Source organism: Hymenobacter cellulosilyticus (assembly GCF_022919215.1).
Taxonomy (GTDB): Bacteria; Bacteroidota; Bacteroidia; order Cytophagales; family Hymenobacteraceae; genus Hymenobacter; species Hymenobacter cellulosilyticus.
In genome coordinates this window covers 2,924,629-2,948,706 of the sequence record NZ_CP095046.1, presented here as the reverse complement: position 1 = coordinate 2,948,706, position 24,078 = coordinate 2,924,629, and the positions used below count along the sequence as shown (strand labels likewise).

General features: G+C 62.8%; 29 protein-coding genes and 2 pseudogenes. 6 read left to right on the top strand and 25 right to left on the bottom strand.

The window, feature by feature from the left end; translation table 11 throughout:
* Positions 1-44: 44 nt before the first annotated feature.
* Together msrB and MUN79_RS14460 are read right to left on the bottom strand one after the other, a co-directional pair.
* Complete coding sequence (gene msrB, locus MUN79_RS14465) at positions 45-506, bottom strand: peptide-methionine (R)-S-oxide reductase MsrB (RefSeq protein WP_244673419.1); 462 nt, start codon at positions 504-506, stop codon at positions 45-47.
* 25 nt (positions 507-531) lie between these two features.
* The gene (locus MUN79_RS14460) at positions 532-864 is read right to left on the bottom strand and encodes a hypothetical protein (protein WP_244673418.1); all 333 of its coding nucleotides are present in this window, start codon (positions 862-864) and stop codon (positions 532-534) included.
* A 137-nt stretch (positions 865-1,001) separates the two neighbouring features.
* On the opposite strand from MUN79_RS14460, the gene MUN79_RS14455 reads away from it, so the two are divergent.
* Complete coding sequence (locus tag MUN79_RS14455) at positions 1,002-2,705, top strand: acetate--CoA ligase (RefSeq protein WP_244673417.1); 1,704 nt, start codon at positions 1,002-1,004, stop codon at positions 2,703-2,705.
* Positions 2,706-2,729: 24 nt separating this feature from the next.
* On the opposite strand, the gene MUN79_RS31050 is transcribed toward MUN79_RS14455, so the two are convergent.
* The 8 genes from MUN79_RS31050 to MUN79_RS14430 all read right to left on the bottom strand — a co-directional run bounded on the left by MUN79_RS31050 (position 2,730) and on the right by MUN79_RS14430 (position 6,102).
* On the bottom strand, positions 2,730-3,014 hold the full coding sequence (locus MUN79_RS31050) for a hypothetical protein (protein WP_311136477.1): 285 nt from the start codon (positions 3,012-3,014) through the stop codon (positions 2,730-2,732).
* Positions 3,015-3,031: 17 nt separating this feature from the next.
* Positions 3,032-3,220, bottom strand: a complete 189-nt coding sequence (locus tag MUN79_RS31045; RefSeq protein WP_311136476.1) for a hypothetical protein — start codon at positions 3,218-3,220, stop codon at positions 3,032-3,034.
* Positions 3,195-3,914, bottom strand: a complete 720-nt coding sequence (locus MUN79_RS31040) for an MFS transporter (protein ID WP_311136475.1) — start codon at positions 3,912-3,914, stop codon at positions 3,195-3,197. The genes MUN79_RS31045 and MUN79_RS31040 overlap by 26 nt, the downstream gene beginning before the upstream one ends.
* Positions 3,915-4,161: 247 nt before the next feature.
* On the bottom strand, positions 4,162-4,296 hold the full coding sequence (locus MUN79_RS30080; protein WP_262922861.1) for a hypothetical protein: 135 nt from the start codon (positions 4,294-4,296) through the stop codon (positions 4,162-4,164).
* A gap of 113 nt (positions 4,297-4,409) precedes the next feature.
* On the bottom strand, positions 4,410-4,703 hold the full coding sequence (locus MUN79_RS14445) for a hypothetical protein (protein WP_244673416.1): 294 nt from the start codon (positions 4,701-4,703) through the stop codon (positions 4,410-4,412).
* Positions 4,704-4,784: 81 nt separating this feature from the next.
* Positions 4,785-5,252, bottom strand: a complete 468-nt coding sequence (locus MUN79_RS14440) for a protein kinase domain-containing protein (protein ID WP_244673415.1) — start codon at positions 5,250-5,252, stop codon at positions 4,785-4,787.
* Positions 5,252-5,392: a hypothetical protein gene (locus MUN79_RS14435; RefSeq protein ID WP_244673414.1), complete on the bottom strand. Its 141-nt coding sequence runs from the start codon at positions 5,390-5,392 to the stop codon at positions 5,252-5,254. Before MUN79_RS14435 ends, MUN79_RS14440 begins: the two co-directional genes overlap by 1 nt.
* Positions 5,393-5,442: 50 nt before the next feature.
* Positions 5,443-6,102: a leucine-rich repeat domain-containing protein gene (locus tag MUN79_RS14430; protein WP_244673413.1), complete on the bottom strand. Its 660-nt coding sequence runs from the start codon at positions 6,100-6,102 to the stop codon at positions 5,443-5,445.
* 294 nt (positions 6,103-6,396) lie between these two features.
* Here MUN79_RS14430 and MUN79_RS14425 point away from each other — a divergent pair, with 294 nt between their 5' ends.
* Positions 6,397-8,484, top strand: coding sequence for a M3 family metallopeptidase (locus MUN79_RS14425; RefSeq protein WP_244673412.1), 2,088 nt, complete (start codon positions 6,397-6,399; stop codon positions 8,482-8,484).
* A 125-nt stretch (positions 8,485-8,609) separates the two neighbouring features.
* Here MUN79_RS14425 and MUN79_RS14420 read toward each other — a convergent pair whose 3' ends face one another.
* From MUN79_RS14420 to MUN79_RS14400, 5 genes are all read right to left on the bottom strand, one after another.
* Entirely contained in the window at positions 8,610-9,278 is a 669-nt protein-coding gene (locus MUN79_RS14420; protein ID WP_244673411.1) for a response regulator transcription factor, read from the bottom strand.
* 83 nt (positions 9,279-9,361) lie between these two features.
* On the bottom strand, positions 9,362-10,156 hold the full coding sequence (locus MUN79_RS14415; protein WP_244673410.1) for a sensor histidine kinase: 795 nt from the start codon (positions 10,154-10,156) through the stop codon (positions 9,362-9,364).
* Complete coding sequence (locus MUN79_RS14410; protein WP_244673409.1) at positions 10,135-10,782, bottom strand: hypothetical protein; 648 nt, start codon at positions 10,780-10,782, stop codon at positions 10,135-10,137. Before MUN79_RS14410 ends, MUN79_RS14415 begins: the two co-directional genes overlap by 22 nt.
* A 57-nt stretch (positions 10,783-10,839) precedes the next feature.
* Positions 10,840-11,151 (bottom strand): hypothetical protein, encoded by a 312-nt coding sequence (locus tag MUN79_RS14405; RefSeq protein WP_244673408.1) that lies wholly within the window; start codon positions 11,149-11,151, stop codon positions 10,840-10,842.
* Positions 11,148-11,564: a hypothetical protein gene (locus tag MUN79_RS14400; protein ID WP_244673407.1), complete on the bottom strand. Its 417-nt coding sequence runs from the start codon at positions 11,562-11,564 to the stop codon at positions 11,148-11,150. The genes MUN79_RS14405 and MUN79_RS14400 overlap by 4 nt, the downstream gene beginning before the upstream one ends.
* 375 nt (positions 11,565-11,939) lie before the next feature.
* Between MUN79_RS14400 and MUN79_RS14395 the strand changes: the two genes are divergently transcribed.
* The 3 genes from MUN79_RS14395 (at position 11,940) to MUN79_RS14385 (ending at position 15,991) form a co-directional block, all read left to right on the top strand.
* Positions 11,940-12,395, top strand: coding sequence for a hypothetical protein (locus tag MUN79_RS14395; RefSeq protein WP_244673406.1), 456 nt, complete (start codon positions 11,940-11,942; stop codon positions 12,393-12,395).
* A 219-nt stretch (positions 12,396-12,614) separates the two neighbouring features.
* Entirely contained in the window at positions 12,615-13,583 is a 969-nt protein-coding gene (locus MUN79_RS14390; protein ID WP_244673405.1) for a hypothetical protein, read from the top strand.
* The gene (locus MUN79_RS14385) at positions 13,541-15,991 is read left to right on the top strand and encodes a DEAD/DEAH box helicase (protein ID WP_244673404.1); all 2,451 of its coding nucleotides are present in this window, start codon (positions 13,541-13,543) and stop codon (positions 15,989-15,991) included. Before MUN79_RS14390 ends, MUN79_RS14385 begins: the two co-directional genes overlap by 43 nt.
* A gap of 334 nt (positions 15,992-16,325) precedes the next feature.
* On the opposite strand, the gene MUN79_RS14380 is transcribed toward MUN79_RS14385, so the two are convergent.
* The 5 genes and pseudogenes from MUN79_RS14380 to MUN79_RS31025 form a co-directional block, all read right to left on the bottom strand.
* Entirely contained in the window at positions 16,326-16,712 is a 387-nt protein-coding gene (locus tag MUN79_RS14380) for a DUF3037 domain-containing protein (protein WP_244673403.1), read from the bottom strand.
* Positions 16,690-17,490 carry a HipA family kinase gene (locus MUN79_RS14375; protein WP_244673402.1) on the bottom strand — a complete coding sequence of 267 codons (801 nt, stop codon included), beginning with the start codon at positions 17,488-17,490 and terminating at the stop codon, positions 16,690-16,692. The genes MUN79_RS14380 and MUN79_RS14375 overlap by 23 nt, the downstream gene beginning before the upstream one ends.
* A gap of 95 nt (positions 17,491-17,585) precedes the next feature.
* Positions 17,586-17,993 (bottom strand): aldo/keto reductase, encoded by a 408-nt coding sequence (locus MUN79_RS31035; RefSeq protein WP_311136474.1) that lies wholly within the window; start codon positions 17,991-17,993, stop codon positions 17,586-17,588.
* A gap of 83 nt (positions 17,994-18,076) precedes the next feature.
* Positions 18,077-18,478: pseudogene (locus tag MUN79_RS31030) on the bottom strand (aldo/keto reductase); the annotation flags it as partial.
* Entirely contained in the window at positions 18,478-18,609 is a 132-nt protein-coding gene (locus tag MUN79_RS31025; protein ID WP_311136473.1) for a hypothetical protein, read from the bottom strand. The gene MUN79_RS31025 and the pseudogene MUN79_RS31030, both read right to left, overlap by 1 nt.
* A 222-nt stretch (positions 18,610-18,831) precedes the next feature.
* Between MUN79_RS31025 and MUN79_RS14365 the strand changes: the two genes are divergently transcribed.
* Positions 18,832-19,326 (top strand): YciE/YciF ferroxidase family protein, encoded by a 495-nt coding sequence (locus MUN79_RS14365; protein ID WP_244673401.1) that lies wholly within the window; start codon positions 18,832-18,834, stop codon positions 19,324-19,326.
* Between the two features lie 75 nt (positions 19,327-19,401).
* On the opposite strand, the gene MUN79_RS14360 is transcribed toward MUN79_RS14365, so the two are convergent.
* The 5 genes and pseudogenes from MUN79_RS14360 to MUN79_RS14340 form a co-directional block, all read right to left on the bottom strand.
* Positions 19,402-19,977, bottom strand: coding sequence for a TIGR04222 domain-containing membrane protein (locus tag MUN79_RS14360; protein WP_244678335.1), 576 nt, complete (start codon positions 19,975-19,977; stop codon positions 19,402-19,404).
* Between the two features lie 304 nt (positions 19,978-20,281).
* The gene (locus tag MUN79_RS14355) at positions 20,282-20,863 is read right to left on the bottom strand and encodes a glycine-rich domain-containing protein (RefSeq protein WP_244673400.1); all 582 of its coding nucleotides are present in this window, start codon (positions 20,861-20,863) and stop codon (positions 20,282-20,284) included.
* Positions 20,864-20,980: 117 nt separating this feature from the next.
* Positions 20,981-22,430: pseudogene (locus MUN79_RS14350) on the bottom strand (phytoene desaturase family protein).
* A gap of 87 nt (positions 22,431-22,517) precedes the next feature.
* The gene (locus MUN79_RS14345; protein WP_244673399.1) at positions 22,518-23,144 is read right to left on the bottom strand and encodes a DUF6134 family protein; all 627 of its coding nucleotides are present in this window, start codon (positions 23,142-23,144) and stop codon (positions 22,518-22,520) included.
* 33 nt (positions 23,145-23,177) lie between these two features.
* Positions 23,178-23,984, bottom strand: coding sequence for a DUF547 domain-containing protein (locus tag MUN79_RS14340; RefSeq protein ID WP_244673398.1), 807 nt, complete (start codon positions 23,982-23,984; stop codon positions 23,178-23,180).
* Positions 23,985-24,078 lie beyond the last annotated feature (94 nt).

The window sequence follows — 24,078 nt, the reverse complement described above, 5'->3', positions numbered from 1 at the left end:
ACAATAAAACGGTCGTTCAATTTTCCGGGCGGATGCCAATACTATTAAGAAGGGATTTCGTCTTCTCCCACCCGCACCAAGCTTTCCGAATTGATGCAGTAGCGCAGCCCGGCCGGGGCGGGTCCGTCGGGGAAGACGTGGCCCAGGTGGCCACCGCACACGTTGCAGCGCACTTCCACCCGCTGCATGTTATGGCTTTCATCGAAGTGGTACTGGATGGCACCACGGGCCGCGGGCTGGGTGAAGCTGGGCCAGCCCGAAATGGCGTGGTACTTCGTGGTAGAGTCGAACAGCGGCGTGCCGCAGCCGGCGCACTGGTACTCGCCCGGCTCGTAGCTGCGGCAGTAGGCGTTGCGGTAGGGAGGCTCGGTGGCGTGCTGCCGCAGCACCCGAAACCGGGCCGGCGGCAGCTCCGCGGCCCATTCGGCCTCCGTCTTTTCTACCCGCCGGGGCGGCTCGGGGTTGCCGTACTTGGCAAAGGTCAGAACGTCAATCCAGCGCAGCATACGTCCGGCAAACAGCCCGGGCCGGCTAGGGGTTCATCAGCAGAAACAGCAGGTTGTGGTACACCACGCCCACTTCCCCGTCGTGACCACCGTAGAGGCCGGCGTCTTCCAGCAGCTCTTCCACTTCCTGGTAATCCTGCACGAAATCCAGTTCCACCTCGTCGGAGGAGTCGTCGACGAAGCTGTAGGTGACGTAGCGCCGGCGGGGTTCCAAGGTCACAAACAGCCGCTGGCGGTGAGTCTGGGCAATGAGCAGGGCGTCGTGGGGCTCCAGGTCGCCGTCGGCGTTCTGGGTGTACACGGTGGTTTTTTCGGCGTCGGCCGCGTGGTGAAAAAAGGTAGCAGGGTCCAAGCTCATGGGGCGAATATACGACAGCCGAAGGGTGGCTTAGGCCGCACCTGGGTATTTCGTTCTTGCGCTTGTCGTGGCAGTTGCGCAAGTTGGCTGACCGATACCCCACCAGCCTCCTTTTCCTCGCCCTTACCTACCACCCCATGCAAGACTATTTCCAGGAATTCCAGCGCCTGACCGAGGCCGGTGACTACGCCGCGCTGGCGCAGTTGCCGGTGCCCAAGCCCGAATACTTCAACTGGACCTCCGACATTTTCGAGGGGCTGCATACGGCCCGGCAGCCGGAAAAAGAGGCTCTGGTGCTCATCGGCGACGACGGGACGGAGCAGCGCTTCACCTACGCCGAGCTAAGCCGCGCGGCCAACCAGCTGCTGGGTTTCTGGCGCGGGCAGAAAGTGGAAGCCGGGCAGGCTGTGCTGCTGATGGTGCCCGTGGTGCCCGAGCTCTGGCTGACCTACCTGGCTGGCATCAAGGGCGGGCAGGTGCTGATTCCGACGGCTACTATTATGGCCGTGCCCGATCTGGCCTACCGCTTCAGCCGCCTGCTGCCCGCCGTGGTCATTGCCGACTATGAAAACGCCGAGAAGATTGACCAGGCCGAAGCCCTGCACGGCCAGCCCATACCGCTGAAAATGCTGGTGGGTGCCGATACCCGGCCCGGCTGGGTGAGCTTCCCGGTTCCGGCCGCGGCTCTGGAAACCGTCGAGCCGGCCCCAACCCGTGCCGACGACCCGCTGTTCTTGTTTTTCACCTCAGGTACCACGGGTCAGCCCAAAATTGTGACCCACACCCACTTTTCCTACCCGGTGGGCCACCTGAGCACCGCCGCCTGGATTGGGGTGCGGGCCTCGGATATACACTGCAATATTTCCCAGGCCGGCTGGGCCAAGTTTGCCTGGAGCAGCTTTTTCGCGCCCCTGAGCGTGGGTGCAACCTTGCTGGTGTACCGGCAAACCGGCAAGTTTGCGGCCCCGCCCCTGCTGCGCACCTTAGAGCAGCAAGGCGTTACCACGTTTTGCGCCCCGCCTACCGTACTGCGCCTGCTCATTCTGGAAGACCTGACCCAGTACCGGTTTAGCTTCCGAGAGTGCGTCAGCGCCGGCGAGCCGCTGAATCCGGAGGTTATCGAGGCCTGGCAGCGCGGCACCGGGGTTCTGATTCGGGATGGGTACGGGCAAACGGAAAGCACGGCTATGGTGTACAATTTGCCCGGCAGCCGGGTGCAGCTGGGCTCCATGGGTCAACCGTCCTTTCTGTACGACGTGGTTATTGCTGACGACGAAGGCCGCGTGTTGCTCGACACCGAGGAAGGCCACATTGCCGTGCGCATGGACTCGGGGCGGCCCAACGGCATTTTCAAGGAGTACTTCGGGGAGCCGGAGCGCGGGGCCAGCGTGTTTCGTCACGGCCTCTACTACACCGGCGACAAAGCCTACCGCAGCCCCGACGGCTACCTCTGGTTTGTGGGTCGCGACGATGACGTAATTAAGTCCTCGGACTACCGCGTGGGCCCTTTCGAAGTGGAAAGCGCCCTGGTGGAGCACCCGGCCGTGGTCGAAGCCGCCGTGGTGGGCTCCCCGCACCCCATCAAGGGCCACGAAATCAAAGCCTACGTGCTGCTCCACCCCGATTCGACGGCCGGTGAAGCCCTGGCCACGGAGCTGTTTGCTTTCTGCCGCGCTCAGCTGGCCCCTTACAAAATGCCCCGGATTCTGGAGTTCGTAACGGAATTGCCGAAGACCATCAGCGGGAAAATCCGCCGGGTGGAGCTGCGCGCCCAGGAAGCCCAACGCCACCAGAGCGGAGCCCGGGGTGAACAGGAGTACTTTTACTCAAAGCCGCAGTAAGTTAGTAGCATCCGGTAGCGCGAACTATACAGTTCGTGTTACCGCTTTGCGCGTGGCCCACAAACCCAGCAGCGGCCCCGGAGCCAGCAGCAGAAACAGATACTGCGCCTCAACCACACCTTGCAGCGCCCCAAACAGCTGCAGGCTCACAACGGTCAGCGCAAAGCCCAGGCAGGTAACTAGGGTCAGGGCCGTGCCCTTGATGGCCGCGGGTGCCTCCTGAGCCACCAGGGCCGAAAACTGGGGCGAATCGGCTACCACAGCCAGGCCCCAGACCAGCATGACGGCTACAAACAGCGGCAGTGGCAAGAGCAGCAGGGCCGGACTCAGCAGACAGCACGCCCCGGAAACCCACAGCGCCAGCCGGGCCGGCCGCCACGAGCCCCGCGCTGGGCCAGGTAGCCGCTGCCCACGCAGGCCAGGGCCCCGGCGCCAATGATGCCAAAGGCCAGCCCGGCCGGCAGCGGCCCCGCCGCCGGGTGCAGCCGCTCATACCCAGCCAGCAAAAATGGCACGAAGGCCCAGAAAGTGTACAGCTCCCACATGTGCCCGAAATACCCGAAGGCCGCGGCCCGGAACGGCGCGTGCCGCCAGATGCCGCGCACCGCACTCAGCTGCAGCCGGCTGCCGGGTCGCCGAAACGGACCGTTGGGTACCAGCAGCCACAGCAGTACGCCCCCACCGGCCGCCAAAGCCGACGTGGCCAGGACCACCGCCGCCCACGGCAGCCCGGCCCCGAGCCAGCGCAGGCCGTGGGCAAAGCCGTGCCCAGCACCAGGGCGCCCACCAAAAAGCCCAGCGCCTTACCCAAGCCCCGGCGTAATAGTCGGCCGCTATTTTCATACCCACGGGGTAAATTCCGGCCAGACACAGCCCCGTACCAAACCGCAGCCCCAGCAGCCCCGCCGCCGACAGCCCCGGCAGCAGCAAGCCCAGATTGGCCGCGCTGCCGGCCAGGGCACTGAGCAAAAATAGGCGGGCCGGCGGCACCCGGTCGGCTAGGGAAAGCAGGGCAAATACCAGCGTGCCTACAATAAAGCCCAGCTGCACTGCCGACACCACCCCGCCCAGACTAGCCCCACTCAGGCGCGGGTTCCGCAGCAACTCGGGCAGCACGCTGTTGCCGGCAAACCAGAGTGAGGTTCCGGCAAACTGGGCTAATACAATAACGGGCAGAATCCAGGGACGAGGGGCGGGATAAGGCAACAACAGGCAGGGCGGGAATGGGCAGAAAAGCGGGCAGCTTCTCCAGGGCGGGATGGGAGTTCAAACCTACGCAAAAGCCTTCTTCCACCGCCGACTGCTCTACGGCTTCACTCCTGCTCTGCCAGCCCAAGCAAAGCTTGGCGCACTAGGCGGCGGGGCCTATCTAAGCACGTGCTAAGTCCGATTTCACTAAACGCAGAAAGCCCTTCACCAGTGCTGGCAAAGGGCTTGGTAGCGTTGAGAAGGCCGCTTACTTGCCGTCCATCAGGTTGTAGATAATCCAAAGCAGGGAAAGGACGGCCATGGCGTACCAGCCCCATTTGCTGTAGTTGTCGTCGGGGGAACCGTCCCGCTGGGGACGCATTTTCAAGCCGGGAATCTTCATACGAATCAGCCGCTGGTTTGCTGTGCGGACGTATTCTATACGCAAACCAGCCCGTTGATTGTTCCCACGGTGCAGCTCTCTGCTGGGCTTTCCTACCGGCCGGAAGCCGGGTGCTAGGCGGTTACCTCCTCGGCCATGAGTTCGGCCAGATCCAGCTCCTCTACCGGGGGCACGGCGGCAAAGCGGCTTTCGTGGAAGTTAGCTTCCGGAAAGCCCGGGGCCACGCCCGCGTTGTTGATTTCCTCCAGCGTGATGCCAAACCCGCGGTGCGTATCAAACAGGCTGCGCACGGTGTAGATAGGCCCGCGCTTGGGCGTCTGGATGGCCGGGTTCTGGACCAGCAGCAAAGTAAAGTCGTCGTTGGTGCAGACCACCGGCTGGCCTACGTGAAACAGGGGAGCATTCATAGTTACAAAGATAAGGCAAGTAGGCCGTTGCAAGTCAAGGCCCGGCCGCGGCATTTTTTATGGTACCGCCCGGCCGCTCGGCTACACCTTTGCCAGCTCCCGCTCTATTTCGGCCAGCAACGGCCGCGCCTCACCCAGCGGACTTACGCACCGTTGCTGCAGCTCCCGCAGCTTCCGGATGGCCTCGGCATCTGCCTCCGCCGCTTCGCAATGAGCCAGCAGTTCTTCCAGCAGGCAGCCGAAAGCCCGCACTTCCAGGCGCTGCAGCCCGGCACCCACAGCCGTTGCCGGGTCGAAGAAGCTGGCCGCCCCAAAATCGCTGAGCCGGGCCGCACCCGTTGGAGAAGTCAGGATGTTGTGGGCGTATAAGTCGCCGTGCAGAATGCCGCGCTGGTGTAGGTGAGCCACCGCCGAAGCCACGCCGCGCGCAATGCGCAGGGTGGTTTCCAGACTGAAGCGGGTGCCCGGCGCGTACACGTCGCGGGTGCAGGTTTCGAAGCTGGGCGGCCCGGCCAGAATCCGGAACTCGGGCGGAATTAATTCCAGCACTAGTCCTTCGGCCCCAGCGGGTGGGCCGATATTTTGCCCTCCACCGTCGTTAGGTTGGGGTGGGCCCCGGCGCTGATGCAGGCCACCATTTCGCTGTGGGGCAGCCCGTCGCTGGTCACGGCCCCTTTAAACACCTTCACGGCTACTTCCTGGACCGGCGCCTGCTTGCGCTGCCAGCGGGCCTGGGAAATTACCCCGACGCGCCCTCACCCAGCAGCCGACCCACTTCTAGCTCGGTCCAGGCTATTTCCCGAATAGGATGCTGCATTTCTGCCTGGGCCTGCGCGCCCTCGCCGAACGGGTTGCCGGCATAGGCTAGCCAGGTCAGGCGGGGCATTGTCAGCAGCCAAGCCGGCAACTCAGGCAGGTAATTGGCGGCCAGGCGCAGCAGCTCCAGGCGGTGGCAGTTGCGCAACGTTTCGGGTAAAGCCGTGAGCTGGTTGCCAGCCAGCATCAGCTTTTGCAGCTGCGGGCAGTTGCCAATTTCGGCCGGCAGCTCTCGCAGCTGGTTGTCGGTCAAGATCAGCCAGCGCAGCTTGGGTGGCAGAGCCGCGCCGGGCAGGGTATGAATCTGGTTAGCCTTGAAGCCTACCATGCTTAGCTGCTTACACTCCCCGAGCACGGCCGGCACCTCGGTAAACAGGTTGTCGGAGCAAAACAGGATGCGCAGTTTGCCGAGCCGGCCCAAATCGGCAGGCAAGGCGGAAAGCCGGTTGCCCGACAGATTCAGGATTTCCAGCGTGTCGGCCAGGTCAAAGATTTCGCGGGGAAATTCGGTGAGGCCGCAGGAAAGGTCGAGGCGAGTGGTGCCGGCCAGAGCCCCGCTGCGCAGCTGTTCAAGGGTGTGCATGCGGGCAAAGGTCGGCAAGCCGTGCCGGACTGGCACGATTTACACGTGCGCCGGGTTGTTTTGCCCGACACGCTACCCCGCCCGCCACGCAACCCCAGCGGCTTTTCCGTGTTATCTTCCGACTTCCTTTCACCTTCCGACCGGCTTTTTGCTTATGTCCAAATTGTCCCCATCCAGCAAGTTTCTGCTGGCCAATACCTTTCTCACTTTAAGCCTGGCTTCCTTCGTGTCTCCTACTTCCAGCGTTGCCCAAACCCGGCGGCCAGCTCGGCGGCCGTAGCCAACCCGCTGCTCATGGCCTGGGAAGGCCCTTACGGCGGCGTGCCGCCCTTCGATAAGGTGCAGGTAGCCCAGTTCAAGCCCGCCATTGAAGCCGGCATGGCCCAGAACCTGGCCGAAATCCAGGCCATTGCCTCCAACAAGCAGGCCCCGACCTTCGACAACACCATTGCTGCTCTGGAGCGGGCCGGGCAGCGCCTCGACGAAATTCAGACCATTTACGGCATCTGGTCGGGCTCCCTGAGCACGCCCGACATCCAGGCTATTCAGCGCGAAATGGCCCCGCGCATGGCTGCTTTCGGCGACCAGATCAACCAGAACGAAGCCCTGTTCAAGCGCATCGAGGCCGTGTACAACTCGCCCGACAAGAAGAAGCTCACCCCCGAGCAGCAGCGCCTGACCTGGATTTACTACAACAACTTCGTGCGCTCGGGCGCCAAGCTCGACGCCAAGGCCAAAACCCGCTTGTCGGCCATCAACCAGCAGCTGGCGGGCCTGTTCACGCGCTTTAGCCAGAACGTGCTGGCCGACGAGCAGGACTCGGTGCTGGTGCTCAAGACGCCGGCCGACCTGGCTGGGCTTTCCACTTCGCTGCAGGCGGATGCCGCCGCGGCTGCCACTAGCCGCAAGATTTCGGGTGCGGCCGGGGTCATTACCAACACTCGTTCCAGCGTGGAGCCCTTCCTGACTTACTCCGACCAGCGCAAGCTGCGCGAGAAGGCCTGGCGCATGTTCTACAACCGCGGCGACAACGGCGGGGCCCACGACAACAACGCCATTATCAGCGAGATTCTGCAGCTGCGGGCCGAGCGGGCCAAGCTGCTGGGCTATGCCACCCACGCCCATTGGCGCCTCGACAACACCATGGCTAAAACGCCCGAAGCCGCCATGCAGCTTATGGAGCAGGTTTGGACGCCGGCCGTAGCCCGCGCCAAGGAGGAAGTGGCCGACATGCAGGCCCTGGCCAAGAAAGAGGGAGCCGGCGCCGACTTCAAAATCGAGCCCTGGGATTACCGCTACTATGCCGAGAAAGTGCGCAAGCAGCGCTACGACCTCGACCAGAACGAAGTGAAACAGTACCTGCAGCTGGACAAAATGCGGGAAGGCATGTTCTGGGTGGCTGGCGAGCTGTTCAACTTCTCGTTCTCGCCCGTGACCAACGTGCCCGTGTACCACCCCGACGTGAAAGTCTGGGAGGTAAAAGACAAGACCAGCGGCAAGCACATCGGCCTGTGGTACTTCGACCCCTACGCCCGGCCCGGCAAACGCTCGGGAGCCTGGATGAACGCCTACCGCAACCAGCAGCGCCTCGACGGCAACGTGACAACCATCGTGTCGAACAACTCCAACTTCGTGAAAGGCAAGGACGGGGAGCCCACGCTCATTTCCTGGACCGACGCCACCACCCTGTTCCACGAGTTTGGCCACGCCCTGCACGGCCTATCCTCAAATGTAACCTACCCTACCCTCTCGGGCACCAGCGTGGTGCGCGACTACGTCGAATTCCCCTCCCAGCTGCTCGAAAACTGGCTGCCCACGCCCCAGGTGCTCAACCGCTTTGCCCTGCACTACCAGACCGGCAAGCCGATTCCGCAAGCATTAGTCGACCGGATTGAGAAGGCCTCTACCTTCAACCAGGGCTTCGAAACCACCGAGTTTCTGGCCAGCGCCCTGATTGACATGAAGCTGCATTTGGCCGGCTCCCAGAAGATTGACGCCGACAGGTTTGAGCGCGAAACCCTGACCCAGATGGGCATGCCCCGCGAAATCGTGATGCGCCACCGCACCCCGCAGTTCTCGCACGTCTTCTCTTCGGATGGCTACTCGGCCGGTTACTACAGCTACCTGTGGTCGGTGGTACTGGCCTCGGATGCCTACTCGGCCTTCACCGAAGCCGGCGGCCCCTACGACAAAGCCGTGGGCAAGCGCCTGACCGACAACGTCTTCTCCGTGGGCAATACCATCGACCCGGCCGACGGGTACCGCAAGTTCCGGGGCCGCGACCCGAAAATCGACGCCCTGATGAAGGAGCGCGGCTTCCCGGTGAAAAATACTACCGCTAAGCCCGCTCCAGCCAAAAAAGCCCCGGCCAAGAAAAGCTAAGCTTGGTCCGTAAGACCGGCTTTAGGGCCTAACCAAACGTCATTTCGAACGCAGAGAGGAGTCCTGCGCTCGGAATGACGTTCTGCTTTATAGCCGGTTAGGACAATTCTATTCTGAAGCTCTTTCTACTCCGGCAGCAAACCGTGCTGGGCGGCATACACGACCAGGCCCGCGGAGTTGGGCGCGCCGGTTTTTTCCAGCAAATTCTGGCGGTGTCCTTCCACCGTCCGCCGGCTCAAAAACAGCTCATCGGCAATTTCGGAGGCTTTACGGCCCTGACAGATGCGGTGCAGCACCTCCAGCTCCCGCGGGGTAAGCTGCACGAGGTGGGGCAGCGTGGTGGGTTGCTGCCGGGTGGGGTGCTGCACGGCCCGCATCAGAGCCCGCGAAATGCTCGGGGTGAAGTGGTGCCCCGTGAGCAGTACCGCCTCCAGGGCCTGGCTTAGCTGCTCCTGGTCCGAGTCTTTGGGCAGGTAACTGCGCACCCCCAGCTTCATCATCTGGGTGATAAACTTATCGGCCGAAAACATCGACAGCACAATGATTTTTAGGTCCGGAAACTCGGCCAGCAGCAAACGGGTAGCCTCGGCTCCATCTACTTCCGGCATCTGCAGATCCAGCAGGAGCACGTCGGGCAGACGCTGCCGGCAATGAGCCAGCAGCTCGGCAAACGTGGCGGCTTCTACCACCGTTTCCACGTATGGCAACGACTGCAGAATGTAGCGCAGCCCCTGGCGAAACAGGGCGTGGTCGTCGAGCAAAGCAATGTGAACGGAACGCGAAACAGTAGCCATAACTAGTAGATAATGGGATAATGTAGCGGGGCTTCCTTTCGGGAAAAGCGAAGCTACCGCAATAGTAGCACAACAATTCGGCACTAGCTATTCCGGCCGGGCGTCGAGCTCAATAACCATGCGGGCGCCCTGCCCGGCGGCGGATTGCTGCCAAAGGCGGCCCTGCAGCATCTGCACCCGCACCTCGATGCTGCGCAGCCCCGCCCGCGGCCCAGCTCCTCGCCAAAGCCACAGCCGTTGTCTTCCACCACCAGCGTCAGGCGCGGGCCCTGCTGATGCAGCTGCACCAGCAGGCGGGTGGCGCCGCGGGCGTGCTTCAAGGCGTTGTGCACCAGCTCTTGGGTAATGCGGTACAAGGCCAGCTCCTGAGCCAGGGCCAGGGGCCGGTGGTAGTCTACCTCGAGCAGGATGGGCAGCTGCCCGGTTTCGTTGCTTACGTCTACCAAGTGTTGCAGAGCTTCGGCCAGGCCAAACCGGGCCAGCACAGCCGGATACAGGCTGTGGGAAATGCTGCGCACGTCGTGCACGGCCGTGCCCATAATCTCGCGAACGAGCTTGAGCAGGCCTTGGGCATCCTCAGCATCAGGCGGCAGACTTTCCAGACGGTTGAGCAGCAGCTTGGCCGTGGAAATGGTGGACCCGATGCCGTCGTGCAGGTCCCGCCCGATTCGCTCCCGCTCTCCTTCCTGAGCCTCAATAATAGCGGTAAGCAGCTGCTGCTGGTGTTCGGCCTCGGCCAGGCGTAGGCGCAGCTGCTGGTGTAGCAGGCGCTTCTGGTAGGTTACCAGAAACACGACCAGGCTGCCGCCAGCCAGCAGCATGAAGGCAATGCCGCCGAAGAGCAGCTGGGCAAAGGCTACTTCCGGGGGCGCAGCCATAGCGCGTAACCAAAGCAGCTGTGCAGCACCAGATACAGCAGCGAGTGAACGGCCCAGATGTTATGATTCAGCTGCTGCGAGTACTGCAGCAGGTAGTTGCTGAACAAGGCAATTTGCAGGTAGCCCAGAAAGTAAATAAACAGCCCGGTTGACACCCAGAACATTGGCTCCCGGGTGGGGTGCGGCACCTGCAACTCGTTGAGCAGCTTGCGGAAATACAAACCCACGAAGCCCAGTACCAGCACCGCCTGCAGCACCTGCTGCCCGGGCCGGAACCGGGTCAGATTCTCGGCCCAGAGCGTGTCGGCCAGGGCGTAGAGGGTAAAGCCGCCCACCACCCAGGGCAGTAGGCGGGTAAAAGGCCGCGACTGTAGCGTGTGCAGATACACCAGACCCAGCAGGCAGGTTTCGCCCACCATGTAGATAGGCATCAGAAACAGGTTGTTGCGGTGCAAGGTCAGCAGCACCACGCCCAGGATTTCGATGGGCAACACAAACCACAGCAGCCCGGCCAGGTAGCGCAGGTTGAGGGGCAGCTGACGGAAGCGTACGAAACCAATGATGCCCGCCACTAGGACGGGCACCAGGGTGAGCCGCATTAGGAGTTGCTGCAGCGTAAAATGCATAGGCGAAAGATGCGCGGCTAATAATCAGACGGAAAGAACGGCCTTCGGGCAGCCAAATCAGGTGCCGGGCGGGCAGGGCGTCGACAAGTCGAAGAAGGGCGTGCTGGCAACAATGGCCGCTGTTTGCTGGGCCTGGGCGACCTGCTCGGTGCTATTGGGCGGCGACAAGCGCAGCACCAGCCCGAAGGTTTGCTGCAGCGGCGAGTCGCCGGCGGCTACAGCTGGGTAGTACTGGTGCAGGCAGAGGTCAACTCGAATTTCCAGGCCGCTTACGTCCTGCGCCTCAAAAAGCGGCTGCATGAAGTCGGCGGCCTTGAAGCTGTAGCCTTCTAGAGTACCGTAGCTGGTGATAAACATTTCGGGCTTCAACTCAGACGGTGGCACGTCCTTCCAGGCCGTAGTCCAGGCGCTAACCAGGGCGTAGGGGCCTGGTCGGTGCCGGTAAAAGACTTGGCGGGAGCCCCCATTATGGGCGTCGTCCACCAGGAGTAAGCCTGGTAATAGCCCGAAAGGCGCACGTGGTTTACGTCGGTGGCATACAGCCCAATGGAAAACCGGTCGTTAACAACCAGAAACCGGGCCTCGATGTAGTGGACGCGCACGGTAGAAAGTAGCGAAATAATGGCCTCGAGCGGAAAGCTGACGGCCGTGAGCTGGGTGCTGTCTACCTCAAAGATCTTGTACGCTTCAGAAGTAGGCCGCTCAATGGTTTGAACCCAGTTCAGAGTAGCATCCCGGTAATCTGCCGGAGTTATATTAGGTGGTAAAATCTTGTTGGCCATGGGCTGAAACGAGAGAATAAGACAGGAAGTAGCAAGAAGATCTTGATAGTCCCAAAGTACCGCATTCGGGCAAGCGCGGCAGTGGGTAGAAACACGGGAGTTGCAAAATCAGGTATTTATACCTGGTTGCCGGGGGACAACCGGAAACAAGTCCGAGGCAACGGCCTAAGTCCAGGCAGGTAAAAATACCTAGGTTAGACAATCGGGTATTTTTTTCGCTCAAACACTTACTGGACAACACTTTACTTTGCCATACTCCTACCCCATTCCGGCTAAGCGGTACCCTTAGCCGGGCCTTGCCCCCGGCCACCGGGGCGCACACCTGCTTCAACGTGGCCCTTCGTTCTTATCCTCCCACTATTTTTAGGCAACCTTATGTCAGGTCCAACCAAATCCGAAGGCGTCTTTGAGCTGCGGTTCAAGACTGAGAAAAGCTTTCAACACTTTGGTCAGCAGTACCTGCGCTGCTACGGCAATCTTGGTCTGCAAGGAAAGCTAAGCGCCCCGGACGACGCCGGCCAGCTTACCTACACCATTGGCTTTCAGATGGACTGCGGTTGCCAGAGCGTGCTGGGCAAGTTCAGAAAAGCCTATGACAAAACCTTCCCTACGCCTGGCGCGGCACCGGCTCCAGGGCCCGACCGTGACTGGACCGGCCAGGTGCTGTTCTGCAAGGTGGTACCACCTGCCGCTGCTGCCCCACACCGCGGCTTTACCCACCGGATTGCCAAAGCAGCCAACAGCACCACCACGACTCTGGTGGCCGACCTGGCCAGGCAACCCTGGCTGAATGGGTACGCCCTAGGCAATGGTACCTGGATAGCGGCTTAATTCCCGGCCCATGACCCGTGCCGTGGCGCAGATAACGGTAGAAATGGCCTAGCCGCGGCCGGGCCCAGCCTAGCACTACGTAGTTTACTAAAGCTCCTGGCCCATGCCGGGGCTTTTTTGCGTCTCGGCTTCGGGCAGGCCCGGCGCGGGCCGTATCTTCGGGCGTTGCGAAGTCTGGACCAGCCGGCCACCTGTTTTCTTCGCGCCCCGCCCTGTTGTATGCCTCCTTCCCCGGAAATACCTGCTGAACTGGAGCCGGGCCGACACCATTACTGGTTTGCGGCCCAGCTGCCGGCCCTTACCAGTGCCGACGTGGAGCGGCTCGCCCCTACCCTACCGCCGGCCGACTACCGCACCCTCACCGCCATTCAGCCCCAGAAACTGACCCTAAACGCGGGCACCTTTACCAGCCCAAGCAGCTTTGGCGGCCCGCCGTTTCCGCCGGTTACGGTGGAGCAGCAGCCTCAGGGCTTGCTGCTAACCTGCAGCTGCTCAGCTCCGGCCGGCACGTTGTGCGAGCATCAGGCTCTGGTACTGCTCAGCATTCTGCAGCGCAAGGAATTGCGGGTGTTTTTCGACGCGGCCCAGCGCCAGGAGCTGCTGCGCGCCGCCGCCCGCGACTACGGCCTAGAGCACGCCACCGACCTCGACGCCCACTTTGAGCTGACCTACAACCGGCCCCAGGTACTGGTCGCGCCGCGGCAGGCGGGCCTGTTTGCCGTTACGGCCGCTACCACCCAGGAGCTGGTAAGTCAGCTCCTGCCGGAGGGGCGCGGGGCGGTGGCCGCGGCGGGCAGCCGGCGCATCGTGGTGCTGAGCCGGCACAAGTACTACGGCCACCTCACGGTGCAGCTGGCCGAGGCGGTGCTCACGACGGCGGGCAAAGTCAAAAACCCGGTGACGGTGCTCAACCCGCTCGACCGGCTGGGTACGAGCGACAACCTGGCCGAGCTGCGGTTCTACTCCGGCCTGGCCCGCTTTCAGCACAACTACGACGAGAAACGCTCGACGGCGACGCTGCAGGCACTGCGGGCCATTGTAGACAACCCCGAGAACCTGCCTGTTTTTGCCCACAACCCGACTGTGTCGGATAAGCTTACCGGGCCGGCTCTCACGCCGCTGCAGCTGCGGGCCGCCCCACCGATTTGCATTTGCACGTCAGTCAGCAAAACGAGTTTTACGAGGTAACGGGCCGGCTGCTGCTCCACGACCAGCCCGTGGATTTGACTACCGCCCCTATCCGCTTCGAGTATTTCGTGGCCGTAAACAAGGCGCTGTACCTGCTGGAAGACCTGGCCGTGTGGCGGGTAATCGAGTTTTTTAAGCGGCGCAACAACACCCTGCTGATTCACCAGAGCAAGTTCCGCGAGTTTCAGCAGCAGGTGCTGGCCAACCTGGAGGACAAGCTCCATGTGAGCTACTCCTTTGTGCGGCCCGCCACGCCCGAACAGCGGGCCAGCAGCGGCTTCGACCAGGCCCCGGAAAAGCTGCTTTACCTCTCCGACAACGGCCTGGGCGTGGAAGTGCTGCCCGTGATGCGCTACGGCACCCGGGAAGTGCCCATCCTCTCGAAGCGCCAGATTCTGGCTACCGACGAGCTGGGCCGCACCTTCGCTCTGCAGCGCGACACGGCCGCCGAGGCCGGCTTCATCACGGCTTTGCTGCGCCAGTACCCCACGTGGCAGGAGCAGCTGCACCAGGCGGCTTTCGACGCACCCCGGGCGTTGTTTCTGGACGAGGAGTGGGTTTTGACGGCCTTTGAAGACTGGCAGCAAGCTGGCATCAGCATTCTGGGTTTCAACCAGCTCAAGGACAACACGCTCAACCCCTACCGGGCCCGGATTTCGGTGCGCGTCACGGGCGAAACCAACTGGTTCGACACCCAACTCAACGTGCGCTTCGGCCAGCAGAAAGCCTCGTTGCGGCAGGTGCAGCAGGCCATCCGCAACCGCAGCCACTACGTGCGCCTTGACGACGGCACCCGCGGAATTCTGCCCCAGGAGTGGGTCGAGAGGTTTGCCGAATACTTTGCCGCCGGCGAGGTGGTGGAAGACCGAATCCGCACGCCCAGCAGCAACTTCCGCCTGATTCAGGAGCTCTACGACCCGGCCGCCCTCGACGAGGCTGCCCGGGCCCGCCTGACCACCTACCAGGCCGCCGTGGCCGACTTCACCGGCATTGCCCCAGTAGAGCCCCCGGCGGGTTTGCAGGCTACGCTGCGCGAGTACCAACGGCAGGGCCTCAACTGGCTTAACTTCCTGGACACCTTCAATTTTGGCGGCTGTCTGGCCGATGACATGGGCCTGGGCAAAACCCTGCAGGTGCTGGCCTTCATCCTGCTGCAGCGCCAGCACGGTTCGCGCCCGGCCAGTTTGGTAGTGGTGCCCACGTCCCTGGTGTTCAACTGGCAGGCCGAGGTCGAGAAGTTTGCTCCCACGCTGCGCGTACACGTGCTGCAGGGCAGTCTGCGCCGGGCCGAAGCTGCCCTTTTCGACGCCTGCGACATTGTGCTGACGACCTACAACACGCTGGTGGCCGACATCAAGCAGCTGCGCGAGTACTCATTCAACTACGTGTTTTTGGACGAGGCCCAGGCCATCAAAAACCCGGAGTCGCAGCGCTATAAAGCCGCGCGGCTGCTGCAGGCCCGCAACCGGGTGGTACTCACCGGCACGCCGCTGGAAAATAATACGCTGGATATTTACGGGCTCTTGTCGTTTGCCTGCCCGGGGTTGCTGGGCTCCCTCAAGCACTTCAAGGATTTGTATGCCGGGCCCATCGACAAGTTCAAGGACGAGCGACGGGCCCGGGAACTGCAGCAGCGCATCAGCCCGTTTGTGCTGCGCCGCACCAAGGGCCAGGTGGCCCGGGAGCTGCCCGACAAAACCGAAATGGTGCTCTACTGCGAAATGGGCGCCGAGCAGCGCCGGGTGTACGAGGCCTGCAAAAAAGAGTACCACGACCTGCTGCTGGGCATTCACGAGGACGCGCCCCAGAAGGAAAGCATCCACATTCTACAGGGCCTGACCAAGCTGCGCCAGATCTGCAACTCCCCCGCCCTGCTGCCCGACGAGGCCGACTACGGCCGGGCCTCCAGCAAGCTCGAAGCCCTGGTAGAAGAAGTCCGGACCAAGGCCCCGCAGCACAAAATCCTGATCTTCTCTCAGTTCGTGACCATGCTGAACTTGATTCGGGACGAACTGCGGACGTTGGACATTCCCTTTACCTACCTCACCGGCCAAACCAAAAACCGGGCGGCCACCGTGGCCCGCTTCCAGATGGACGACTCGGTGCGCGTGTTCCTGATCAGCCTGAAAGCTGGCGGCACGGGCCTCAACCTCACCGAGGCCGATTACGTGTACCTGGTGGACCCGTGGTGGAATCCGGCGGTGGAAAATCAGGCCATTGACCGCAGCCACCGCATCGGGCAGGACAAGAAAGTGGTGGCCGTGCGACTAATCTGCCCCGACACCATTGAGGAGAAAATCATGAAGCTGCAGGAAGCCAAGCGCGAACTAGCCCACGACTTGATTCACACTGATGCCACGCTCATCAAGAACCTGAGTCGGGACGAGCTGCGGGAGCTGTTTCGATAGGGGTCCTGCTCCTCTTCAACCAGGAGTAATGGATACCAAGAGGCTGTCATCGGGATGCTCACCCGTCGCAACAGTAGCACCCAGCCATGCGGTTTTACACCGGGATATTGCGGTGTAAGACCGCGAAGTCGCGATGTAACTCCGGGATACTGCGGTCTTGCACTGGTATAGTGCGGTGTAGAACCGGGATACCGCGGTCTTACACTTCGACCTCGCGGTTCTACATCGGGATAGTGCGGTATAGAACCGCAAGGTCGCGGTGTAGAACCGCGGTAGTAGTCAGCCTGAAGAGTTCGGGGCGCTTCGGACCCAGAACCGGTTGACAGTTGCCCATTTACCCCACCAATTGCTGATACAGCTGCTCCAGGGTAGCGGTGGCGTCTTCGCAGAGGCCGGGGTGAGTGGGTGAGGTTTGCACGATGGTACTGCGCGTGGCCGTAAGCCAGCGGAACCGCTCGGCCAGGGCCAGGCGGCCGATGGTGCCACCCTCGGGCTTGCCCCGGCAGATTTTCTCGAAGGCCTGCAGGCGCTGGCGCAGCTCTTCGAAGTCTAGCTCGGCGCTGGTAAAGGCGTGCAGGCGGGCTTCGGGCAGGTGGCAGCGGGTTTGCAGAAAGCCCTGGGCTCGGCAGTAGAGAATCACGCCGACGTTCAGAAACTCTTCGCGCTCCACGCGGGGCACCACGCGCAGCACAGCATACTCAAATAAGTGCTTTTCGGGCATCTTCGGCTTCCTGAACAAAGGTTTCGGATGCGGCCAGGCGGTAGGCCAGAAAACCGACGTAATTTTCGCGCTGCTCGGCGGCCGTAGCGTCGCCGGCGGCAGCTTCTTCCAGCCAGGCGTCGGGCACCAGGGCCAGAATTTCGCGCAGTACTTCCGGCGTAAGTCGGGGCCGGAACTCGGCATCTACCTGGGCCAGCTCCTTGGCCTGGGGCAGCAGCACGTGGTCCTTGACCTGCGGAAACGGCCGGGGCCGGGGCGTGGCCCAGCCCGGGCCGGCGTGGTGCACGTAGAGGGCCGCGCCGTGGTCAATGAGCCACAGCTCCTTGTGCCACATCAACAGGTTGGTGTTGCGGGCGGTGCGGTCCACGTTCAGGGTCAGGGCATCGAGCCACACGATTTGCGAAGCCAGGCGCGGCTCAATGGTTGTAACCAGCGAATCGTAGGTAATGGCGCCGCTGAGGTAGTGCAGCCCCAGATTCTGGCCGGTGCTGGCTTGCAGCAGGTCCTGGATTTCCTCGTCGGGCTCGGAGCGGCCAAAGGCTACGTCGAGCTCACAGAACACCAGCTCAGGCACCCGCAACCCCAGCACCCGGGCAATTTCGCCCACTACCAGCTCGGCAATCAGGGCCTTGATGCCCTGCCCCGCGCCCCGAAACTTGACCACGTACATGAAGTTGTCGTCGGCCTCGACCAGGGCCGGCAACGAGCCTCCTTCGCGCAGCGGCGTGACGTAGCGCGTCACGTCCACGGTTCGGAGCGGGGAAATAGGTTGGGGCATAGCGGGTAGTTGGGTCAAACAAAGAAAAGGGAAATGCGGCAGTTTACGGGCAAGCCTCGCCCAGCGCCACTGCCAGGCGCAAGGCCGCCAGCTCCTTAGATTCCGGTGTGGCCCAGCATCGGGAAGCGGCGCTGGTGCCAGTAGGGGTAAATTGGCTCGGTGGCGCTGACCGCGTCGAGGCGGGCTACCTGCTCGGGTGTGAGGTTCCAGCCGGCCGCGGCCAGGTTTTGGCGCAGCTGCTCCTCGTTGCGGGCCCCGATGACGAGGTTGACCACCGTGGGGCGCTGCAACAGCCAGTTCAGGGCCACCTGGGGCACCGTTTTCCCGGTTTCGGCCGCTACCTCGTCGAGCACGTCAATAATGGCAAACAGCCGCTCGTCGGGCACCTGCGGCCCCTGCCCGCCGCCCTGGGCCAGGCGGCTGCTTTCGGGAATGGGCTGGCCCCGGCGAATTTTGCCGCTGAGCAAGCCGGCCGACAACGGACTCCAGACGATGGTGCCCACGCCTTGATCCTGGGCCAGGGCAGCAGCTCCCACTCAAACTCGCGGTGAGCCAAAGAATAATACGCCTGGTGCCCCACGTAGCGGGCCCAGCCGTGGCGCTCCGACACCGACAACGACTTCATCAGGTGCCAGCCCGAGAAGTTAGAGCAGGCAATGTAGCGCACCTTGCCGCTCTGAATCAGCGTGTCGAGGGTGCGCAGGGTTTCGTCGACGGGCGTGTGGGCGTCGAAGCCGTGCATGTGGTAGATGTCGATGTAGTCGGTGCCGAGGCGGCGCAGGCTGTCCTCGCAGGCCTGCAGCAGGTGGTGGCGGGAGGAACCGTAGTCGTTGGCACCGGGGCCGGTCGGGAAAGTGGCTTTGGTGGAAATCAGCACCTCGTGGCGGCGGCCTTCCAGGGTTTTGCCCAGAATTTCCTCGGCGGCCCCGTCGGAGTAGCCATTGGCCGTGTCGAACAAATTGACGCCGGCTTCCAGGCAGATATCAATCAGGTGGCGGGCCTCCTCGACCTGGGTGCTGCCCCAGGCCTTGAAAAACTCGTTGCCGCCCCGAAGGTGGCAGTACCAAAACTCAGCACGGGAATGCGCAGGCCCGAGGCGCCCAGTTGACGGTATTCCATAGGTAACTTGAGATTAAGCAAAAAGTGAGGGGCAGCTCTACTGCCCGGGATGGTGCCGCCCAACGGCGGGCACGATGCCCGGTAATACCATTGGAGGCGGCCGAAGGTTTGAGAAGCTCCACCAGAAGGTCATTTTAGCAAAAGCTCGTCCGGAACGCTCTGGAAGCCGATTCGTAGGAGAAAGAGGACTCACCCAATTCACCTTTCTAACCCTTCAGCCTTATGTTCGATAAACTGGAAACCCTGGACGACCTGTTTGAAATGCAGCTCAAGGACCTATACAGCGCCGAAAAGCAGCTTGTGAAAGCCCTGCCTCAGATGGCCGAAACCGCCAAGGACGGCCGCCTGCGCCGCGGCTTCGAAAAGCACCTGCGCGAAACCGAAGCCCAGGTGGAGCGCCTTGAAAAAATTGCCAAAGCCCAGGACTTCGACCTCGGCGGCCACACCTGCAAGGCCATGGAAGGCCTGATTGCTGAAGGCCAGGAAACCATGTCGGAAAATGCCACCGACGAGGTGATGGACGCGGCCCTGATTGCGGCCGCCCAACGCATCGAGCACTACGAAATATCGGGCTACGGCACGGCCGCCCACTTTGCCCAGCGCCTGGGCTACACCGACGCCGCCGCCCTGCTGCAGCAAACCCTGGACGAGGAGCAGCTGACCGACACCAAGCTTAACGACCTGGCCAAAAACTACCTCAACGCCAAGGCCGAGTAAGTCTTTTCGGCTCTAGCCGTTACAAAGCAGCCCTTCCGGACGACGGAAGGGCTGCTTTGTGCTTTACGGCCAATGCTAGTCGCCGCCGCAGCCCCCGCACCCGCCACAGCCACTGCTGCCGCAGCCGGAGTCGCCGCCCGAGTCGCCACTGCTGCCGGAATCACCGCCGAAACCGGAGTCACGACGGCCGGGCGGCACCAGCAGAACAGCTACGTGGTTCAGGCCCAGAATATTGAGGCCCTGCACGCCAAACATGCCTACCGTCAGGGCCACGTATTCCGTTGAGACAGACTCCGAGTACCGCTCCTGGTGCACTACCGCCGCGGCCTCGCGCAGCACCCGGGCCCCGCGGCCGGTAGTCCAGGGCCGTTGGTGGTAGGCATAGAAGGCCAACACAACCAGCGCCAGCAGCGTGGCGACCAGAAACCCAACGGGCCGTTCCCGCGACAGGCCCACCACTACCTTGGCAAACCCCAACAAGCTTAGCACTACCAGGGTAATTGTCACCGGCTGATTGAGGCGGCGGCGCTCGGACTCCGGCAGCAGCCAGCCCTTGGCTTCGAGGCCGGCATCCAGGGTCTGTATTGCTTCAAGAGTAGGCTGCACAACCCAGCGCCGTACGGCGTCCAGCGTGGAGCCCTCGGGCAGCACCCGGTTCCAGACGGCCAACTCGTAGGCATCCGTGGGGGCGAGGCGTTGATAGAGCGTCGTACTCTCTGGTGGGGCAGCAGCTCAATCTTGCCCGCGTGCGCCAGGGCCGCCAGGGCGCTATCGGGCAGGCGCTGTCCGTGTTCAGCTAGGCGCACCAGCTCGTAGGTAGTAGGCAGTGGTTCGGCCGCCGACAAATCCTCCGGGCCCCGGCCCCGGTGCCGCCACCACAAAGTCAGGGGTAGCAGCGTCAGGCACAGCAGCCAGTAAAAGGCCAGAAACTCCTGCCCGTACCAGTTAAGCGGGTTCAGGGGCAGGCGGGCGGTGCAGCCCACCAGTACCAGGGCCACCAAAGCCAAAATCCAGGCTTGCGTAGAACTAGGGCCAGACCACCGCGGCCGGGGCAGCAGCCAGTGCCGCCGCAGGTTGACGCGCCGAAAATGCGGGGCCTCTCCGAACCGCACGGCCGCCGCGGGCCAGATATCGGCGGGCGGCACGGTACCGAAAGCGGCGTGGTAGGCCTGCAGGGTTTTGGCGTACCAGTCCCGAAACTTCTGCCCTTCGGCCGCGCCACCCTTAGTGGGCCGTGGTGGAGCGCAAAGCCCAGAATTTCCCCGCAAAGCTCCTCCCAGTATGAGCGGGTGTAGATCAAATGCTGGTGCCAGGCCTGGTCTACCTCGTCGGAGGGCGTAACCGGGTGTCCGCAGGTGGCAGCCAGAAACACGAACTTCTTGTATTCGAGCACCACGCGCCGGGCAAAGTCCGGGGTCCAGCCATTGTCGCGGGCCAGGCGGTGCGAGAAGGACAGCGGGGCCGCGCCATCCAGGTCCAGGGCTTCAAGCCGGGACCATAATTCCGAGTGATTCGCGCGGGGCGGGTCGAGTAGCATAGCAGCAGGGGCTAAACGCGAGTCAGGAAGAATGCCCCAAGGTAAGACTCCTCCCCGACTTTGCCGCAGCCCGCCAGCTGGTTTCGAACCTGCTTTTTCCCGCCTCCAACGACCTGCTTACCCGCGGTGCAGCGGCGGGGGCTGGAGCCCGAAAATGTCGCGCAGGGCCCGGCTGGCGGCGTGGTAGCCGCACATGCCGTGCACGCCCCCGCCGGGCGGCGTGGCCGAGGAACACAGATACAGCCCGCGCCGGGAGGTGCGGTAGGGCGAAGCGCGCAAGGCGGGCCGGGTAAAGAGCTGGCTGATATCGAGCCGGCCGCCGTTGATGTCGCCGCCCACGTAGTTGGGGTTGTAGGCTTCCAGCTGGGCCGTATCGAAGGTGTGGCGGCCGATGATTCGGTCCCGGAAGCCGGGCGCAAACCGCTCGACCTGCCGCTCAATGGCTTGAGTCATGTCCTGGCGGGAGCCGTGGGGCACGTGGCAGTAGGCCCAGGCCGTGTGCTTTCCGGCCGGGGCGCGGGTGGTATCAAACAGGCTTTGCTGGGCCAGCAGCACGAAGGGCCGCTCGGGGTGTTGCCCGCGGTTGGCTGCTTTTTCCCCGGCCGCAATTTCCTCCAGCGTGTTGCCCAAATGCACCGTGGCCGTCTGCCCGCACTCGGCGGCGGTAAAGGGAATGGGCCCATCCAGCGCCCAGTCGACTTTGAAAACACCCATGCCGTAGCGGTAGCGCCGCATCTGCCACTGGTACACGGCCGACAAGCTGTGCCCGGCAATGCGCAGCAGCTGGGCGGGCGTCACGTCGAAGAGCACGGCCCGGGCTTCGGGCAGTTGGCTTAGGGAAGTGACCATGGTATCGGTCTGGACCTGCCCGCCCAGGGCCCGGAAATGGGCCACCAGCGCGTCGGCAATGCTTTGGGACCCGCCTTTGGGCAAGGGCCAGCCCTGGCGGTGAGCCGCAATTAGCAGCACCAAGCCAATGGCCGAAGTCGTCAGGTTTTCCAGGGGCTGAATGGCGTGGGCGGCCATGCCGGCAAACAGCCCCCGGGCCTCGGGCGTCTGAAAACGCTTGGTCAGCAGCGTAGCCGGCTGCAGGGCCGACAGCCCGAACTGGGCCATGTCGAGCGGGTGCCGGGGCAGCTGCAGAGGGCCAGCACGTCGGCCGCAATGCCGGGCCACTGCGCTACCAGCGGGGCCATAAGCTGGCGGTAGGCCCGCTCATCGGCGCCCAGGCGGCGGGCCGTGTCTTCCAGGGAATTGACCACCGTAGCAGCCCGGCCGGAATCGAAGGGATGGGCGGCGGCCACGGGCGGGGTGATATACTCCAGGCCGTATTGGGCCAGCGGCAGGGTTTGCAGATACGGCGAGGCCGCCGCCAGCGGGTGAATGGCCGAGCAGATGTCGTGCTTAAAGCCCGGCAAAGTCAGCTCAGCCGTGCGCAGGCCCCGCCCAGCTGACTTTTGCCTTCCAGCAGCAGCACCCGCAGGCCGGATTGCTGCAGCACAATGGCCGCGGCCAGCCCATTGGGGCCCGAACCCACTACCACGGCATCATATTCAGGCTGGCTCATAGAAAGTCGTTTGGAGGCTAAAACTACGCAAACCTGACCCCGCACCGTTGCTTTCCGCTCATATTTCCCATTTTCGAAAGCCTGCCCTCAGGGCAGCAGCCGGATAACGAAGTTCTTAAGCGGGTTCTTCTTGATAATACTGACCATCTGCCCGTTAGCGTACTGGTATTCATCTTCGCGCCCGTCGCGTACGGCTTTGAGTTGGCCAGACTTAGGCCGGCTCAAGCTGAAATAATCCCCGAAATATTCGGCGTAGGCCCGGCTCACGCCTACCGGCTCAGCGAAGAACAGGTCGGTAACGGTGGTCGTAATCGGCTGCCGCTCGGTGGCCCGGTAGTGGTGCTTGTACTGGTCGGCCACGATGTCGTAATGGTCAACTTTCCACTCGGCCCGGCTGCCAAAGTCGCCCTGGTTGGTGTGGGCTTCCACCGTGGAAAGCAACAGCTGGCCGTTGCGGCTGCGGTTGACGACCTTGTAGTAAATCTTGAGGTGGTAGAGCAGAAAATCCACCTGCACGTCGCTCACCAGCGTGGAAATAACCTCGGCTGGAGCAGCTCCCGGCTGCCGGGTGGCCGTCATGGTACCCACGCGCAGGCCGGCTACCTCAATGGCGTAGCGCCGGGTTTCGACTGGGCCGGGTTGCTGGGCCGGCGCTGGCGTCGGCAGCAAGCTCAGTGCCAGCACCGCAGCTGCCAGCCGGCCGCTCAGCGCCACAGCCCCGCTCCTTTCCCGTCCGGCACGGCCGTCTTACTGCGCATTGAGCTGCCAGTTGTAGTCCAGGAAGCTGATGGTCGCGTTTTTATCCAGCTTGGTGGCAGCGTACTTATTCACCCAGCTGGTCACCGACTGCCCGTTTTCCGACCAGTCGCCCTTGTACCAGTCGAAGTACTTGGAGAGCTGGGCCGAGGATTTGCCGGGCTTGTTTTTGGCCGGGTTGTTCAGAAAGTCGCGGCCCTGGTCGTCGAGCTGGCTGTCCAGCTTGGCGGCGGTATAGGCCTCGGTACGCAGGCGGGGGCAGGAAATGGAGGCGCACACGAGGGCAAAGTGAATGCGCGGGTCGTTGTACTTCTTGCGCAGAATGCCGTGCTCAATGTTGTCGAGGCTCATCTTCTCGCCGCCGATGCTGAAGAACTTCGAGGCCCAGGGCGTAGTCACGAACGGAATCTGAATCTTGGTGCCAATATCCTTGATGCTTTCCAGCGGGTAATGGTCCAGAATCAGGCGGATGGTGAAGGCGTTGTAGGCGTTAATCCAGTAGGCCATCTGCTCCTGCTTGCTCCAGCCAGCCGCCGGCGGATTCTTGCTCAGCAAGGCCAGGTATTGGTTGAACGCACCCTGATCAGCTTTCCAGGCTTTGTAGTTGACCAGCCCTTTCTCGTTGACGTACTTTTTCAGCTGCTTGTCGAAGGCGCTATGGTCGACGCCGGCCGCGGCGGGTGTGCTGCGGCGTGGTGCAACCGGGGCGGCGGCCGAAGCCGGTGAGCCGGCAAGAGTTGTCAGCGCAGCCAGGGCGGCGGTGGTCAGCAGGCGGGGAAACCGTTGGAAGAAGCTCATGAGTAGGTGCATTAGCCGGCATATACGGGACCGGGCCGGCGGAAAGATTGGCGGAAGGCAAACTCTATGCCCGCCCCACCTCGTAGGACTGGCA